The following is a 16076-nucleotide window of genomic DNA, read 5'->3' as shown; positions in this document are numbered from 1 at the left end:
ACTGCCGGCTGAAAGTAGTATTCTGCGACCCTTCGATTCTGATTCCCGCATGGTTCGAGCCGCGATCTACGGAGCTTCTGGGTACACCGGCCTCGAGCTGCTGCGGCTGCTCGCCAGGCACCCCGGCGTGGAAGTCACGGCCTTGGTGACCCGTCAGGACGACCTCCCCCGGCTTACCGACGTGCACCCCTCGCTGGCCGGTCGCTTCGACCTGCCGCTGGAGAACCTTTCGACGCAGGAGGTCGCCGAGCGGGCCGACGTAGCATTCACCGCGCTGCCGCACGGCGCGAGCGCCGCGACCGTGTCGCCGCTGCTCGAGGCGGGGCTCAAGGTGATCGACCTGAGCGCCGACTACCGCCTCAAAGACCCCGCGGTGTACGCCAAGTGGTACGCCCTGGAGCACGTCGACCCGGCGCGGCTCGACAGCGCCGTGTACGGGCTGCCGGAGCTGTACCGCGATCGCATCCGCGAGGCGTCGCTGGTCGCCAACCCCGGTTGCTACCCAACGTCGGCTATCCTGGCGCTGGCCCCGCTGCTCAAGGCGAACCTGATCGACCCGCAGGGGGTCGTGATCGACAGCAAGAGCGGGGTTAGCGGCGCGGGTCGGTCTCCGAAACCCAACTTCCACTTCCCGGAGTGCAACGAGAGTTTCTCCGCGTACAGCGTCGGCGTCCACAGGCACATGCCGGAGATCGATCAGGTGCTCTCCGACGCGTCGGGGAAGACGCTGGAGGTTGTCTTCACGCCGCACCTCGTGCCGATGGACCGCGGCATCCTCAGCACCTGCTACGCAACGCCGGCGAGCGGCGCCACGGCCGAGCGGCTGCAAGCGGCGCTGGCCGAGTTCTACGCCCACGAGCCGTTCGTCCATGTGGGCGATCGGCTCCCCGGCACGAAAGACGTTGCGATGACCAACAACTGCTCGATCGCCGTGCGGATGGTCCGCGGGCGGGCGATCGTGGTGAGCGTGATCGACAACCTAATCAAGGGCGCCTCGGGCGCGGCGGTGCAGAACTTCAACCTCATGCATGGTTTCGCGGAAACCACGGCCCTTATTTAGGTTTCCCACTCGGCTGCCCATGGACGTCCATTTCCCGAAAGGCTTCCGCGGCGCCGCCGTCTACTGCGGCGTGAAAAGCAACACGCAGAGCCTCGACCTGACGCTGATCGAGTCGGACCGCCCCGCGGTGGCGACCGGCGTTTACACACGCAACCTGGTGTGCGCCGCGCCGGTGCTGCTGGACCGCCAGCGGACTCCCAGCCAGAACATCCGCGTGCTGGCCGTGAACTCGGGCTGCGCCAACGCGTGTACCGGCCAGCGTGGTCTGGAAGACGCCGAGCGGATGGCCGCCTGCGCCGCCGAGGCGTGCGGGGCCGACCCCACGCAGGCGTTGGTGATGAGCACCGGCGTCATCGGCCAGCACCTGCCGATGGCTAAGATCGAACGCGGCATCGCCGACGCCGCGGCCCGGCTCGCCGACGGCCCCGAAGCGCTCGTCGACTCTGCCCGCGGGATGATGACCACCGACACGGTCCCAAAGGTCCGCGGGCGGGTGGTGACCCTGGACGGCGCCGAGGTGCGCGTCACCGGCATCGCCAAGGGCGCCGCGATGATCGGGCCCAACATGGGGACCATGCTCGCCGCGGTGATGACCGACGCACGCATCGGGGTCGACGACGCCCGCACCGCGCTCCGCGAGGCCGTGGACGAGTCGTTCCACTGCATCAGCGTCGACGGCCACACCAGCACCAACGACACGGTGCTGCTGCTGGCCAACGGGGCCGCCATGGCGGGGAGCGACGCGCCGCTATCGGAGAAGGCCCGCAAGGCGTTCATGGCGACGGTGCTGGAGGTGTGCGAGGACCTGGCCCAGAGCATCCCGGCCGACGGCGAGGGCGCCACCCACCTGATCACCGTTGAGGTGCACGGCTGCCGGACCAAGAGCGAGGCGGTGCGCATCGCCAAGACCATCGCCGACAGCCCGCTGGTGAAGACCGCTATCGCCGGCGCCGACCCCAACTGGGGCCGCATCGTCTCGGCCGCCGGCTACGCGGGGGTCGAGTTCGACCCGTCGCACGTCGCGCTGCTGATCAACGGGCTCTTGATGTACGAGCACGGCGCCCCCGTGCCGTTCGACGAGAAGACCGTGTCCGACTCGATCGCCGGCAGCCGCGACACCGGCGTCGTGCTGCTGTTGGGCGAGGGCCAGGCGTCGGCCCGATTCTGGACCACCGACCTCACGGCCGAGTACGTCCGTTTGAACGCCGACTACCGCACCTAACCCCTCCATCAGGCGGGCTCCACGCCTGCCCGCAGTCGCCCGGCTGGGGCCCGCTGTTTGACCCTGGGTTCAGCGCGATGCTGTCGAAGACCTTCCATTGCGACGCGTGCGGCTGGCGGGGCGTCGAGGGCTCGGCGGGCGTCGCCAACCGGCTCCGAGCGGTGGGGCAGCTCAAACGCGAGAAGCACCCGCACGACGAGCTGTTGGAGCAGCTCCTGCCGGCCGCCTCCCAGAAGCTGGTCTGCGCCGAGTGTGGCGCCGTGGGGCTCCGAGTCGCCCAGGGGGAGGAATCTGAGGAAGAGGACGCCGACGACTGGCAGGCCGCCGTGCTCTGCGAGGGGTGCCGCAAGCCGATCCCCCCCGAGCGGCTCGAGGCGCTCCCCGACACACGCCGCTGCGTCGCCTGCCAGGCGGTTTCAGAGTCCGACCCCGAGAGCGAATGGGAGCCCGAGTTCTGCCCCCGCTGCGGCGCCCTGGTCGAGCTGCGGGTGAGCAGCGCCGGCGGACTGACGCGGTACAGGCGGTATTGCACGGGTGGGTGCCGATCCGTTGCGGGCGGGGCATGGTAGAATAGAGAGCCGCTCCAACGGAGGAAATCATGCAAGACACGCGTTCGCAGTATCGATCGTTTCAGCAGTACGCCGAGGCTCGACTGCCGCACGTTGCTCCCGAGCAGTCCCTGGCAGACATTTTCTACGACTGGCTGGACGACAACCCGTCAATCGCACAGCAAGCAGAAGATTTAGCCGCGATCGACGCCAGCCTTCAGCTCATGGAGGAAGGTGACCGGGGGATCTCTCCGGAAGAGCTAGACGCCATCATCGCTAAGAAGACGAGCACCCCTAGCGGAGCATGAGCTACCAGGTCCGTGTCCTGCTCCTGGCTCAGTACGATGTGGAGGAGATTTTCGACTATCTGAGGTCGCGGTCTCCCGAGGGAGCGGCGTCCTGGTATCGGGCGTGGCGGTCGATGCTGCTGCGTGTTGCCGAGAATCCGTTCGCGTTTGGGTTTGCCCCTGAGAACGGCCGGCGATCGTACGAGCTCCGGCAGAGTATGTTCAAGACGCCGCAGGGCCGAAGGTATCGGGCCGTGTTCTCAGTCCTGGAAAAGGAAGTCCGAATCATCCGCGTGCGTAGCCCGGGGCAACGCCCGATGCGAGCCGGCGAGATGCCACTCTCTCCATAGCAAAACAGGACGAACAAGAGAACTTCCGGTCTTTCCCCTTGCTCGGCAGACCCCGCGCGCGAATGATGCGTTGTCGAATCTTCGCTCCCCTCCCGCCCCGCCCCCACCGCTACGGACAGCCGATTGACCCGTCCCCGTTCTTCCCGCTCACGCTTCGAGCGCTTCCGCCAGGCCTACCTTTCTGGCGACGTTAAGCAGTACACCCACGACAAGTCCGACGACCAGCAGCAGGGGCGCCCCGAGTCGGAGGAACGCCGCCGTTACATGCGCCAGTACTTGGCCTGGATCTGGCCCCACCGCGGGGCCGTCGGGCTGATGATGACGCTCGCCCTGATGGTGTCCGTGCTGGAGGTCGCCCAGCCGCTCTTCCTGCGCTACGTGGTCGACGACGTGCTGCTGAAGCAGGGGCTCACCACGGCCCAGCGCGGCATGATGCTCAACGTCGCCGGCCTGGTGCTGTTGTGTGTCGTCGTGCTCGACCGCGTGCTCGACATTTGGAAGAACTGCCAGACGCGGCTCTTGAACATGCGCGTGGTGATGTCGCTCCGCCGCGCGCTCTTCAGCCGGCTGCTCCACCTGCCGCTGGGACAGCTGACCGACATGAAGACGGGCGGCATCATCTCGCGGCTGTCGGGAGACATCGACCGCACGACCGGCCTGCTGCAGTTGGCCGTGATCTCCCCCGGCGTGTCGGCCGTGCGGCTGATGATTGCGATCGGCATCCTGCTGGCGATCAACTGGCGGCTGGCGCTGACCGCCATGGCGATCATCCCCCCCGCGCTTCTCATCAGCTTGTGGGTGGCCCGGCGGATCCGCCCCATCTACCGCTCGATGCGCAAAGAGAACTCGGAGATCGACGCCCGCGTGAGCGAGACCTTCGGCGGCATCCGCGTGGTGCGGAGCTTCCAACGCGAGGTCCGCGAGCTGAGCGAGTTCCTCACCGGCCGCCACACCATCGCCCGCAAGGAGCTGTTCGCCCACCGCCGCGAGATCGTGCTGTGGAGCAGTTGGGCGTTGCTGCTGGCCGGCGTGAACGTGGTGATCATCTGGTACGGCGGCTTCTTGCAGCTCGCGGGACGCGCCAGCGTGGGCGACATCATGGCGTTCCAGTGGTACACGTTCATGCTGCTCAATCCGGTCTGGCAGATCGTCAACTCGTTTTCGGAGCTGCAGCGGTCGCTGGCCGGCATGGAGCGCGTGTTCGAGGTGCTGGAGTCCCCCATCGACATGCCCGACCGTGAGGACGCCCGCGAGGCGCCCCGGCACGTCGACTCCATCCGTTTCGACCACGTCACGTTCGCCTACACCCAGGGGCAGCCCGTGCTCAGGGACTTCGACCTCGACGTCCCCGGCGGGAGCGTGGTGGCGCTGGTGGGGCGCAGCGGCGCCGGCAAGACCACCACCACCGACCTGCTGGCCCGCTTCCAAGACCCGACCGAGGGCCGCATCCTGCTAAACGGGTTCGACCTGCGCGACCTGAAGCTCGACTCGTACCGCAACCTGCTGGGAGTCGTCCAACAAGAAACTTTCTTGTTCGACGGCAGCGTGCGCGACAACATCGCCTACGGCCGCCCTCACGCCACCGACGAAGAAGTGCTCGACGCCGCCCGCCAGGCCAACGCCCACAGCTTCATCACCGAGCTGCCCGAGGGCTACGAGTCGATGATCGGTGAACGCGGCGTGAAGCTATCCGGGGGCCAGGCGCAGCGGCTGTCCATCGCCCGGGCGATCCTCGCCAACCCGCGGATCTTGATCCTCGACGAGGCGACCAGCAACCTCGACAGCGAGAGCGAGCAGCTCATCCAGCAGTCGCTGGGCGAGCTGATGCACACCCGCACCACGTTCGTCATCGCCCACCGGCTGTCGACCGTCACCTCGGCCGACATCATCGTGGTGCTGGACGACGGGCAGATCGTCGAATCAGGAACGCACGAGGACCTGATGCAACGCCGCGGCCCCTACCACGAGATGGTCACCCGCCAACGCGACGCGATGCAGAGCGAAGCGGTGCTGGGTTGACCAAGAAGGCGAATTGAACTTGGTGGCTGGGGTGATTCTACTGGGGCGATGCCGACGCCCAAACTCGAAGACCGCAACGTCGCCCGCCGCCGCACGACGTGGCGGCTCGGGAAACTGTTGCTGGGGCTGATCGCGTTGCTCTTGGCCGGGTTCTTCTGGCAGCTCTTCGGCCCCAACCCGCCGATTACCGTCTCGCGCGAGACGACTTACATCACGGAGCCGCTGGGGGAGGATGGGCTGCCGGACTACCGGCGGTATGTGCTGGAGAAGATGCGGAAAGGGATTACGCCGGAGGAGAACGGGGCGGTATTGTTCTGGCGGGCTTGCGGTCTGGATGAATTCCGGCCGGAGGACGCAGTGCTGCTTTCCGAAGAACTGCATTTGGAACCGTTGCTTCCGAAAGAGAAGCAATTGCAGAGCGTCATTGGCAAGCATGTGACCGGCAGAGTCGAGGCGTGGCTTGCGGACCAGCGACCGGAGCTTGCCGATACGGAGGGAGATTCGCTGGTTACCCCTGTTTTTGAACTCGCTGATGCGATGATGACGGCAGCAGAATCAACGCCTTGGACCGCTAATCAATTGCCTCCGATCGCCGCTTGGCTTGACGAGAGGTCCGAGGCGCTTGACCTCTTGATCGCTGCGGTCGATCTTCCCGAATGGTACACCCCGTCGCCTGTTCTGCTCTCCGACAAGGACGAAGGGCTCATCGGATTGTCACGGCCAAACTACAGCAACGCGTCATGGTGTCTTGAATTGCGCAGCAACCTGCGGTTGGGAAAAGGCGATCTTGTTGGCGCATGGCGAAATTGCCGCGCCAGTCTGCTTCTAGACCGGCGCGCCTGTGCGGATTGTAGCCCATTGGAACTAATGTCGATCGCGATTGGAGCATTTCGAACCTGCCGTATCGCCGCGTCCCTGCTGAATCATCCCAACGTGACCGTGGACCTTGTCGCAGAAATCGCGGACGAATTCGGCGCAGAGCAAGATTCGCAAGGCAAGTGGAAGTCGGCCATTGATAACGAGAGACTGGTAATCCTTGACTACACGATCCGCCAAGCGAATCCTCAGACCCGAGACTCTTTCGTTGTTGAGTCCTTGGACCCGACGACTCGTTGGTTTGCAACGCAAACTAGGATCGAATACGACTCGGCGCTTATCGCGGTGAATTGGCAGTCCTCCGCGCTGGACAATGCGTTCGCCAGTTCAGATCGACGGGCGCGGCTCGTCGCCCTAAGCCGACGACAACAGAGCGAGCTGGGCTCGTCGGAATCGTTGGATGAGGTATGGGAGGCGATTCTGTTCGCGGCTTGCCGTGGGAGGATTATGGGTGAGAAGATCTTCGATATGTGGGGCTCCGCGAAAGATGCAGAACTCATTGTCGCGACAAGCGTCACAGAGCAGCAGCTCGTTTGCCTCGCGGCGCAGCTCGTAGCCCACCGAATCGATACAGGAAACTACCCTGAGGCGTTAACGGCTCTCAAAAGGGCGCCGGGTGTTGATTCCCTTTCCGGTCTTCCGTTCCGGTACCGTCGAACGGACGAAGGATTCTTGCTTTACTCGGTTGGCGCCAATGGCATCGACGACGGCGGCAGCCGCTCTATTGCGAATCCCGAAGACGCGATGTTCGAGGGCTTTCCTCTTGAATACTGGATCGAATCAGAGCCAATCCCGCCGATCGCTAAAGAGGAATTAGAGGGTTGGGAGGGCGATGAAGACTTCGACCTTGAGCCGTCCTGGGAAGACCACCCCCGCTACCAACAAATTTCCCCCGGCGCCGACGACATCTCCCTCCGCTTCCCCGTGTGGCACAAGCCCTGGCCGGTTCTCAATCGTCCCGAGGGGGAGTGAACGGGGGCGACCTCACGCGCGCCGTTGGTCGAGCCGCGCCCGTCAGGAAGCGGAGTGCGTCGCATTGCTGCTCCGCTTTCGCTGCTCCGCTTCCTGACGGGCGCGGCTCGAATAGCGGTACGCGGCGCGATGAACGGGGCGCGGCTCGAGCTGGATCTCAGGCGCGTATTGGGGTCAGGTTTCTGCTAGGAATCCATCCCCCTCGCGCCAGCGGGCGAGGGGTCTTGGCTGTTTGAACAGCACGTAGTGGATCGCTCCCAAGACGGCGCGCTCGTCGGGCAGCGAGCGGGCCGAACCGCCGCGGGTCCACCAAGCGGGCCGGCGCTCTGCGTGGGCGTTCAGGCCGCGGCTGGCGTGCGACTTGTAATCGTTGAGCATGCGGTCGAAGTCGATGAACCCATCGAAGCCAACCACCGCGTGCAAGTGGTTCCGCATGACGGACATCGCCGCCAACCGCCGGTCGCGGAAGGCCGAGGTTTCGCAAAACTTCTCAATCACTACCCGCGCTAGCGGTCGGCCGAGCAGCACCGGGGGCTGCTTCAGCAACTGTTGGGCGCTGGCGTACAGCCCCGGGATCGGCGGTTCCCAGGCCTCGCCCGGGCGGTCGTGCTCAATACGGGCCGCTGTGGGGGGGTCGCTGGGGCGGTAGTCGCGCACCGAGGTGACGCTTCCCCGCGGGTCGCCGGGGAGCCACGTCCCGTAGGTTGTGGTTGTCAGCAGGACGAAGTTCATGGGGATAGTGTACATGCGTGCGCTAATTCTTGCAAGCGGATTTATTGGTGTTTTCTCGGTGGAGGCTTTTTTCGCGTTGCTTTGGAATTGCGGGGCTCCGCTTCCTGACGGGCGCGGCTCGAACGGGAACGTTTGAGCCGCGCCCGTCAGGAAGCGGAGCAGCGACGCTAGTGCTGCTGGCAATGACTTTACCGGTTGTAGCGGGTGGGGCTGGTCTGTCGGCCAGCTTTGGCAAGCGGGGCGGCGCGGCCGGGCAATCCGACCACCCCGCATGGTCGATACAACCCTTGCGACCGGCCACCGGCGACGGTCTCGACCCAAAGGACGACAGGTGCATCGGACTTTCTTCTACGGACTGGTGGCGGCGTGGCTGGCGGTGGCGCCGGCACGCGCGGAGCTCGGCGCCGTCGGCTTTCAAACCGCCTACTGGATGGACGAGGCGAGCCCACCCACGGCTGGTTCAGAAGAGAAAGAGGACGAGTCCGACGAGCAGGAGAGCTTCGCAGACCGGCTCGAAGCGATGGAGTCGAAGTACGCCGACCTCGACGAGGCGTTCGACGAGCTCTCCGACGCAAACAAGTCGCTCAAAGACAGCCTGAAGGACTACGCGCGCACCGGGAACAGCGGCACGACGATGAGGATTAGCGGGCGGATCCACTTCGACGTCTGGACCTTCCCGGGCGATTCGCCGGGGGTGAACGGGTTTGAGTCGGGGGACAACGACGTCTCGCCGCAGGACCGCATCGGCTTCCGGCGGATGCGGTTGGGGGCCGCCGGCGACATGTGGCTCAACACGCTCTACAAGATCGAGTTGGAGTTCGCGGGGGGGGACGACATCGAGTACCGCGACGTCTACCTGGGGGTCAAAGAGCTACCCGTCCTGCAGACCGTGCTGATCGGCAACCAGAAGCGGCCCTACGGCTTAGACCACCTTAACAGCAGCCGGTACAACGTGTTTCTGGAACGCCCCTATGTGATCGAGGGGTTCAACCAGGACGCACGGCGGCTGGGGATTCAATCGTACGGATTCTCGGACGACCTGGCCTACAACTGGCGGTACGGCGCCTTCAACCAGCGGCTCACGCAGGACGAAGGGAAGTACGCGAGCGACCACTGGCAGTCGCAGTTTGCGGCGCGGTTCGCGAACACCATTTGGTACGACGAAACCTCCGGCGGCCGCGGCTATGCTCACTGGGGCGTCAGCGGCACGTTTGCGGATACAGACGGCGACGCATTGACGGACAACTTCAGCGGATCGGGCAAGAACGAGGCGCAGTTCCGCAGCCGCCCCGAGGCCCGCTCCGAAACCCGCTGGCTCGACACGGGGATCATCCCCGACACGCGCGACTACGGGCTGTTGGGCTGGGAAGCGGTGCTGAACGTCGGCGCCGTGCAGATGGTGGGCGAGTGGCAGAACGTGTGGCTCAACCGCGACGGCGAGAACCTGCAGTACCAGGGGGGGTACGCCTACGTCTCGTACTTCCTCACCGGCGAGTACATGCCTTGGGACCGCGAGACCGGCACGCTCGACCGCGTGGTCCCGTACGAGAACTTCTTCATCGTGGACGACTGCGAGGGCTGCCGGCGTTGCGGGTTGGGCGCCTGGCAGGTAGCGGCGCGTTACTCGTACGCCGACTTCTCGGACGGCGACCTGCCCGGCGCGGTTGGCCAGGGGGGCGTCGGCAGCGCGATGACGCTGGCGCTCAACTGGTACTGGAACCCGTACGCCAAGGTGCAATTGAACTACCTCTACGGCCAGATCACGGACAACCAACTCAACGCCGTCGGCAGCTTCGCGGACGGCGACTACCACATTCTGGGGATGAGGTTCGCCGTGGACTACTAGCCGGGAACAAAAACGAACCACCAAGGGCACGAAGAGGCGCGAAGGAATGACCAATGAGTGATCGATGATTGTTGCTTCCTGCATTTTGTCCAAGGTGGTCGTTCCTGTGCTTCGTGGTTCATCGTCCGTGACGAAAAGGTGTCAAAGTTGAGGACTGATTTAATGCACCGCTGGTTTTTGTTTGTGATCGCGACGTTGGTTGCTGCTGCTGCGCCGGCGTCGGCGGGGGATGGCCACGCGTGCGGCGACCGGGTTTGCTGCTGCCTGAAGGGGGAGCGGGTGACCGAGGACGTCCCTTGCTGGGAGGTAGGCTGCGAGCGTGTCTGCATCCCGCCCGTGCGGCCGCCGTGGGCGCCGGGGGGGAGCGGTCTGACGCTGCTGAACTTCTTGAAACACGACCAGTGTTGCCGTTGCACCGGGGCCTGCACCGGGCACTGCACCGGCGGCTGTGGTTGCAGCAGCGGCTGCTGGCGTCCGGGCTGCTGCAAGACGCGCTGCGTCGCGACGCTGTCTGCCGACAGCCAGGAGCGGACGCACTGCGAGTGGACCTGGCAGGTCCGCCGGCTGCCGGCGTGCTGCTGTGAGGGCCCCCGCGGGTCGGAACTGACGATGCCGCCGCAGTAGTGCGGGGTAGGGCGAGCCGTCGGCGTCAGCCGCCGGAGTCCGTTGCGTACGAGAACCAGCTAGTCTCCGGGCCGAACCTCCGGCGGCTGACGCCGACGGCTCGCCTGGGGGGCACGGCGGTTTGGCGGGCGCCGGCTTGTCAGCGGGCCGTCCGGCGGGGTAATCTGGCTCGCTTTGGCGCCATCCCCCATTCCTTGCTGAGAGAATCTGCTATGCCCGGCGGCATCGAGCGAACCCGAGAGTTGCGGCGGAAGCGTACCCGCAAGCAAAAGCTGACGCACCTCAAGAGCAAGCTGGGCAAGGCGACGCCGTCTGAAAAGACCGAAATCGCTCGCAAGCTCCGCGCCATGACCCCCGGCGCCGAGAAGTTGATCATCGACTGGCAGCTCGGCGAAGCGGACCGCTAAGGGTCCGCTGCTGAGCCACGCCGGACAGACATAAGATGACGGACGAAGCCTCTCGCAGAGGCGCGGAGAGAGCAAACGACGAGTAGTTGCTTTTTCTCTCCGCGCCTCGGCGCCTCCGCGAGAGACTCTCCGTCGTTTCTTTTCTGGCTCCGTGATTATCCCCCCTCAAGCTCCTCTAGCTCCGCCCGGAAGCCGCCGTTGAGGATGGGGAATCGGCACCAGGTCTTGGGGTCGACGTTCCCTTGGTCCACGTGCAACGCGGGGGCGTAGCGCTCGCGTTTCCACTGGTTGGCGGACCAGAGCTTGAAGAACCGCTCGACCCACCCGCGCAGCTCCGACCGCTCGTGCTGGGGGAACTCCGGGCCGAGGGTGGCAAGCACCTCGGCCGGCGAGCGCTTGTCTCGGATCGCCGAACGCTCGATCGCGTCGAGCACGTCGTACGGCATCAGGTCGGCCTCGTCGGTCTGTCCCGCCGCGGCGGGCCGCAGCTCGGCCGTGGGACGCTGGGCGTTGATCGCCGCGAGCGCCGGCAGGGGGCCAACGCCGGCCGGTCCGGCGGTCTCCATCCACCGCAGCCAGTGCCGCAGGAAGTGCTTGTCGATCCCCGCCACCGGCGCCAGCCCGCCGCAGGTGTCGCCGTCCATCGTGGCGTAGCCGACCGACGCCTCGCTGCGGTTGCTGGTGGTCAGCAGCAGCGCGTTCTTGAGGTTCGCTAGCAGCCACACGCCCGGCCCACGGGCGCGGGCCTGGATGTTCTGCAGGGCGACGTCGTCGGTCTGCCAGTCGATCTCGCGGCCGGTCGCTTCGCCGACCACGCCCACAAAGGCGTCGACCATCGCGTCGACGCTCCAGAGGTGGAACTCGGCCCCGATCGCCTCGGCGACCCCGCGGGCGGCGTTCTGGGTGGCGGCGCCCGACTGCCGGGTCGATTGGTAGACGCAGGTCAGCAGCCGCCGCACGAGCCCGCGGGGGTCGCCCGCTTCTTGGGCCCCGCACACGCTCGGCAGCCGCTTGGCGAAGCCGGCCTGCCCCAGCTCGGCCACGCCCAGGCGGACCATCAGCCAGCAGAGCGTAGCGACCGCCGCGGAATCGACGCCTCCGCTGAGCGACACGACAAACCCGTTGGCCCGGCTCTTGCGCAGGTAGTCGAACAGGCCGAGCGTTACCGCCCGGGCGAACTCTTCCTCCTTGCGGTGCGGGCCCGACTCCCAGGGGGCGTCCGTAGCGGACGACGCCGAGCCGAGCGGCGCCGACGCCCCCTCGGTGTCGGGGACCGTGGGCCACTCCAGCGGGGCGGCCACCAGCCCGGCGTCCTGCTTGCCGACGCGGCCCGCCTCCATCCAGCGGGTGCGGTTCTGCCGCAACTGAGCGACGTCGACCACGGCGCTCGAGAGCTGCGAGTCGGCCAGCGAAAACCGCGGCCCGCTGGCGACGAGCCGGCCGAGTGCGGCGATCATCGTGTCGCCGTCGTAGATGGAGCGCCCCGACTCGTTCCCCAACGCGTTGCAGTGGACCGTCGCGACGCCCAGGGTCCGCGACCCCTCGACAACGAACCGCCGGCGGATGTCGCACTTGCCGAACGCGAAGTGGCTGGCGTTGGGGTTCAGCAGCACGTCGGCGCCGCGGCGGGCCAGGGCGATGCCGGTCCGCTCGGCGATCCAGGCGTCGCGGCAGATCTCGATGCCGACGCGTACGCCGCCGATGTCAAACAGCAGGTCCCCTACAGGGACCCGCCTGCCATCGACCTCGATCGAATCGACCGCGCCGGCCGGCCAGCGTTCGAACCACCGCGCCTCGTAGTGGATCCCCTCGTTCGCCAGGTGCTGCTTGCAGACGATCCCCGCCAGCCGGCCGTCGACCAGCATCGCTTGGCCGTTGAACAGCGCGGGCCCCACCGCGATCGGCAGCCCCACCGCCACCGCGATCCCGTCCGTGAGCGGCAGGAGCTGCTGCACCAGGTCGAGCGCGCGAGACCGCACCGCGGGGGAGAAGTGCATGTCCTCGCAGCCGTACGCGGTGACGCACAGCTCCGGCAGGCAGAGCAGGCCGACCCCCTGCCGGCGTGCCGCGTCGATGACCGCGGCCATCCGGTCGAAGTTGCCACGCCAGTCCATCGGCGTCTGGTTGAGCGAGGCGGCGGCGAGGCGGATGAGTTGCATCAAATGATTCTAGCCGCTGGAGGGATGGCCGCGGAAAGGCACGAAAGCCTGACCACGGATAGCACGGATTTTACGGATATCAGTGACGGGCGCTGAAGCAGCAAGCAAGTGAAGCGGGATCACAACGTACATGGTCGCTGCACGAACGGCGAACGCGCGAGCTAACCGCTTCGTGTCTCGCGGGTTTGGACAAGCCGCCCACCCCGATCGTATCCGCGAAATCCGTGCGATCCGTGGTCCACCCCGTCTTTGTGTTTCTTCGTCGGAATCAACCGTCACCCGTATCGAGCAGATTCAGCCGCAACAGGTTCAGGGCAAGTTTGCCGGTGCGTGGCTTCAGGATGGCGGGGCTGCCGAGGGTGGGGAAGTGTCTTACTGTCACCCCATGGGAGTCCGCCAACGCGATCGGCGCCTGGGACACGCCGTCGAGCATCGTCTCGACGCCGATCGCTAGCGCGTAGTCCGCGCCGTAGCGTTCTCGGCACGCCGTCGCCTGGGCCGCCACGTCGGCCGCGGGTTGCCGCAGCGGGGTCTCGCCTCCGACGAACACCGCGCCCTCGGGGTCGGCGTCTGCCAGCCAGCCGGCGACCGTGCCGGCGGTCAGCAGCTCGCTGAGGGCGACCGTCTCTCCCCGCGCCGCCAGCAGGCGGACGATGGCGTGCTGCAGCTCGTCGTCCTCTTCGCCGAACACCAGCACGCCCAGCCGCTGGCGGATCTCGAGCAGCGTCGGCGCCATCGCGGCGTGGCTCTCGGCCTCGGTCTGGCCGGCAGCCGTCACACGCAGGGTGATCGTGGCGCCGCTGACGGTGATGCCGACACGCGGCTCGCGGCCGCGGTCGATCATGCCGGGCAGCATCGCTTCCAGGTGGCTCTCGCCGACCCCGAAGCACTTCAGCCGGCGGTGCCGGATGGTGCGCGGCTGGGGGTAGAGCCGGGCCAGGGCCGGCCGGACCGAGTCTCGCCACATCTGCCGCATCTCGCTGGGCACGCCCGGCAGGGCGAACAGCACGCAAGGGGGCCGGTGGAGCCGCTCGAGGGTCTGCTGGACGCCGGGGGCCGTGCCGGTGGCGTTGGGGATCGCCAGGGCGCCTTGGGGGAACTCTGCCTGGCGGCGGTTCTGCTGGGGCATCTCCCGGCCGCGGGAGAGGAACATCTGTTCGATGTGGGCGAGCTGGGCCGGGTCGAGCCGCAGGTCGACCCCGGCGGCGGCCGCCATTGCCTCCCGCGTCAGGTCGTCGGCGGTGGGGCCCAGCCCGCCGGTAGAGACCACTACCTCCGCCCGCTGCGCGGCGGCCTTGAAGACGGCCACGTTCGCCTCCAGGTCGTCTGCTACGGTCGTGTGGAAGGCCACCTCCAGCCCGATATCGGTAAGCCGCTCGGCGAGCCACTGGGTGTTGGTGTCGAGCCGCTGGCCGGTGGTCAGCTCGTCGCCAATGGCGATTATTTCGGCACGCATCGGCGAACTTGGGGTTCAATCAGCAGGGGAGAGCTATTGTTCGGCCGGCGTCGCTGCTCGGCCAGCCCCTGACGGCCCGCCTGTTTCGGTATTTTGGACGCTTTGGATAGGATAGAGAGATGAAGCTCCTGCAACGAATCGCGTTTCCCCGCCACTGCCTGCTGCTGGCGGTGCTGCTGCTCTTGCCGCTGGCCGGCGCTACCCAAACCTGCTTGGCCCAGCCCGGCCGAGGGGGAGATGGCGGCGACCGCGGTGGAGACCGTGGGGATCGCGGCGACCGAGGTGATCGCGGCGGGGACCGGGGGGGCGATCGTGGCGGAGACCGCGGCGGAGACAGCGGCGGCGGGGGGTACGACCGCGACCGCGAACGCCGGCGGGCCGAGTTCATGAACAACCTCGACAAGAACAAAGACGGGGTGGTCGACTACAACGAGGTCGGCGAGCGCGAGCGGTGGATCATGGGCCGGATCGTCGAAGGGGAGTTCAAGCCCGGCATGAAGGTGAGCATCGAAGACTCGCTCAAGCGTGTCCGCGGCGAAGCGGTCAGCCCGGTGCCGCTGGACATGCGGTTCGGCGTGACGACGGAAGTCGCCAAGCCGGAAGGTTTTACCGGGGATCAGGCCCAAGAGTCGGCCTCACGCGGCTCTGACTCGCGGGACTCAAACTCGCGTGACTCCGACTCGCGGTCCCGGGACTCGGGCAGACGCGATTCCCGAGACGACGACTCCAACGACAAGGCGACCAGCTACGCCAAGGGGCTGATGGACAAGTACGACGACAACAAAAACGGCGTGCTGGAGCGTGACGAGTGGAAGAAGATCGGCGGCGAACCCGAGAAGGCGGACTACGACCGTAACGGCGTGATCACGGCCGAGGAGATGCGCAAGCGGATCACCTACCGCTACAGCGACCAGTACAAGCGGGACCTGGAGCGGAAATCGTCGAGCGGCGCCAAGAAGGACGATAGCGAGCGAAAGAGCTGGCGGTTCGCTTCTGCCCACGAGCGGCTGCCCGACGGCCTGCCGAGCTGGTTCATGGACCGCGACGCCGACCTCGACGGCCAGGTGGCCATGCACGAGTACACCAGCAGTTGGTCGGACTCGAAGGCGAGGGAATTCGCCGGCTACGACCGCAACAACGACGGCATCATCACGCCGGACGAAGCCCTGAAGTAGGGGGAACCGGCCCCCGGCCCGAAGTACCTGGGCCTGAGCCCGAAACAGAGAGGATCCCGATGCAAGGGATCACTTTGGGCTCGATCCCGGCAAAGCCGCGTGCGTTCTACCAGGGCAGGGCGGATCCGGTTGGCGGGAGCTTCCCCTCAGGCGTCGCCCGCGCTCATGCGGCTGATCATGTGGCTGGGGCCAGGAGTCTGGGGCCGCATTGCACTACGCCGGGGGCGGGGACGCCCCGGCTCGCAGGCGGCTCTCGTGGTGAGCCGGGGCGTCCTCGCCCCCGGACCCTCGGGTAGCCCCCGGACCCTCGGGTAGACCTCTTGCCCGGCCGGAACTGCGCCCG

General features: G+C 66.7%; 14 protein-coding genes. 11 read left to right on the top strand and 3 right to left on the bottom strand.

Going from position 1 to position 16076, the window contains the following annotated elements; translation table 11 throughout:
* Positions 1-49: 49 nt before the first annotated feature.
* The 7 genes from argC to Pla175_RS20045 all read left to right on the top strand — a co-directional run bounded on the left by argC (position 50) and on the right by Pla175_RS20045 (position 7334).
* A complete protein-coding gene (gene argC, locus Pla175_RS20075; protein ID WP_145289614.1) occupies positions 50-1060 on the top strand; it encodes an N-acetyl-gamma-glutamyl-phosphate reductase in 1011 nt (336 codons plus the stop codon).
* A 19-nt stretch (positions 1061-1079) separates the two neighbouring features.
* Positions 1080-2282, top strand: coding sequence for a bifunctional glutamate N-acetyltransferase/amino-acid acetyltransferase ArgJ (argJ, locus tag Pla175_RS20070; protein ID WP_145289611.1), 1203 nt, complete (start codon positions 1080-1082; stop codon positions 2280-2282).
* A 77-nt stretch (positions 2283-2359) separates the two neighbouring features.
* Positions 2360-2851: a TraR/DksA C4-type zinc finger protein gene (locus tag Pla175_RS20065; RefSeq protein ID WP_145289608.1), complete on the top strand. Its 492-nt coding sequence runs from the start codon at positions 2360-2362 to the stop codon at positions 2849-2851.
* A 29-nt stretch (positions 2852-2880) separates the two neighbouring features.
* Positions 2881-3138: a hypothetical protein gene (locus Pla175_RS20060; RefSeq protein WP_145289605.1), complete on the top strand. Its 258-nt coding sequence runs from the start codon at positions 2881-2883 to the stop codon at positions 3136-3138.
* A complete protein-coding gene (locus tag Pla175_RS27190; protein ID WP_145289601.1) occupies positions 3135-3467 on the top strand; it encodes a type II toxin-antitoxin system RelE/ParE family toxin in 333 nt (110 codons plus the stop codon). The genes Pla175_RS20060 and Pla175_RS27190 overlap by 4 nt, the downstream gene beginning before the upstream one ends.
* A 123-nt stretch (positions 3468-3590) precedes the next feature.
* Positions 3591-5486 carry an ABC transporter ATP-binding protein gene (locus Pla175_RS20050; protein WP_145289597.1) on the top strand — a complete coding sequence of 632 codons (1896 nt, stop codon included), beginning with the start codon at positions 3591-3593 and terminating at the stop codon, positions 5484-5486.
* Between the two features lie 48 nt (positions 5487-5534).
* Positions 5535-7334, top strand: coding sequence for a hypothetical protein (locus Pla175_RS20045; RefSeq protein ID WP_145289594.1), 1800 nt, complete (start codon positions 5535-5537; stop codon positions 7332-7334).
* Positions 7335-7508: 174 nt separating this feature from the next.
* On the opposite strand, the gene Pla175_RS20040 is transcribed toward Pla175_RS20045, so the two are convergent.
* Positions 7509-8081, bottom strand: coding sequence for a transposase (locus tag Pla175_RS20040; protein WP_197527016.1), 573 nt, complete (start codon positions 8079-8081; stop codon positions 7509-7511).
* Positions 8082-8397: 316 nt separating this feature from the next.
* Between Pla175_RS20040 and Pla175_RS20035 the strand changes: the two genes are divergently transcribed.
* From Pla175_RS20035 to Pla175_RS20025, 3 genes are all read left to right on the top strand, one after another.
* Positions 8398-9912: an OprO/OprP family phosphate-selective porin gene (locus tag Pla175_RS20035; RefSeq protein WP_197527015.1), complete on the top strand. Its 1515-nt coding sequence runs from the start codon at positions 8398-8400 to the stop codon at positions 9910-9912.
* 162 nt (positions 9913-10074) lie between these two features.
* Positions 10075-10536, top strand: a complete 462-nt coding sequence (locus Pla175_RS20030; RefSeq protein ID WP_145289584.1) for a hypothetical protein — start codon at positions 10075-10077, stop codon at positions 10534-10536.
* Between the two features lie 212 nt (positions 10537-10748).
* Positions 10749-10943: a DUF6800 family protein gene (locus Pla175_RS20025; RefSeq protein WP_145289580.1), complete on the top strand. Its 195-nt coding sequence runs from the start codon at positions 10749-10751 to the stop codon at positions 10941-10943.
* A gap of 155 nt (positions 10944-11098) precedes the next feature.
* Here Pla175_RS20025 and nadE read toward each other — a convergent pair whose 3' ends face one another.
* Positions 11099-13102, bottom strand: coding sequence for an NAD(+) synthase (gene nadE, locus Pla175_RS20020; RefSeq protein WP_145289576.1), 2004 nt, complete (start codon positions 13100-13102; stop codon positions 11099-11101).
* Between the two features lie 268 nt (positions 13103-13370).
* Entirely contained in the window at positions 13371-14558 is a 1188-nt protein-coding gene (locus tag Pla175_RS20015; RefSeq protein ID WP_145289572.1) for a CinA family nicotinamide mononucleotide deamidase-related protein, read from the bottom strand.
* 119 nt (positions 14559-14677) lie between these two features.
* Here Pla175_RS20015 and Pla175_RS20010 point away from each other — a divergent pair, with 119 nt between their 5' ends.
* On the top strand, positions 14678-15733 hold the full coding sequence (locus tag Pla175_RS20010; protein ID WP_145289569.1) for an EF-hand domain-containing protein: 1056 nt from the start codon (positions 14678-14680) through the stop codon (positions 15731-15733).
* The last annotated feature ends 343 nt before the right edge of the window (positions 15734-16076 follow it).

The organism is Pirellulimonas nuda, from assembly GCF_007750855.1.
Lineage (GTDB): Bacteria > Planctomycetota > Planctomycetia > Pirellulales > Lacipirellulaceae > Pirellulimonas > Pirellulimonas nuda.
Note: the sequence above shows the minus strand (reverse complement) of the source record. Positions and strands in the feature narration are given on the sequence as shown.

Coding starts and splice junctions, on each gene's coding strand:
- argC (WP_145289614.1), top strand. CDS start 50: ATGGTTCGAGCCGCGATCTACGGAGCTTCTGGGTACACCGGCCTCGAG.
- argJ (WP_145289611.1), top strand. CDS start 1,080: ATGGACGTCCATTTCCCGAAAGGCTTCCGCGGCGCCGCCGTCTACTGC.
- Pla175_RS20065 (WP_145289608.1), top strand. CDS start 2,360: ATGCTGTCGAAGACCTTCCATTGCGACGCGTGCGGCTGGCGGGGCGTC.
- Pla175_RS20060 (WP_145289605.1), top strand. CDS start 2,881: ATGCAAGACACGCGTTCGCAGTATCGATCGTTTCAGCAGTACGCCGAG.
- Pla175_RS27190 (WP_145289601.1), top strand. CDS start 3,135: ATGAGCTACCAGGTCCGTGTCCTGCTCCTGGCTCAGTACGATGTGGAG.
- Pla175_RS20045 (WP_145289594.1), top strand. CDS start 5,535: ATGCCGACGCCCAAACTCGAAGACCGCAACGTCGCCCGCCGCCGCACG.
- Pla175_RS20040 (WP_197527016.1), bottom strand. CDS start 8,081: ATGTACACTATCCCCATGAACTTCGTCCTGCTGACAACCACAACCTAC.
- Pla175_RS20030 (WP_145289584.1), top strand. CDS start 10,075: ATGCACCGCTGGTTTTTGTTTGTGATCGCGACGTTGGTTGCTGCTGCT.
- Pla175_RS20025 (WP_145289580.1), top strand. CDS start 10,749: ATGCCCGGCGGCATCGAGCGAACCCGAGAGTTGCGGCGGAAGCGTACC.
- nadE (WP_145289576.1), bottom strand. CDS start 13,102: ATGCAACTCATCCGCCTCGCCGCCGCCTCGCTCAACCAGACGCCGATG.
- Pla175_RS20015 (WP_145289572.1), bottom strand. CDS start 14,558: ATGCGTGCCGAAATAATCGCCATTGGCGACGAGCTGACCACCGGCCAG.
- Pla175_RS20010 (WP_145289569.1), top strand. CDS start 14,678: ATGAAGCTCCTGCAACGAATCGCGTTTCCCCGCCACTGCCTGCTGCTG.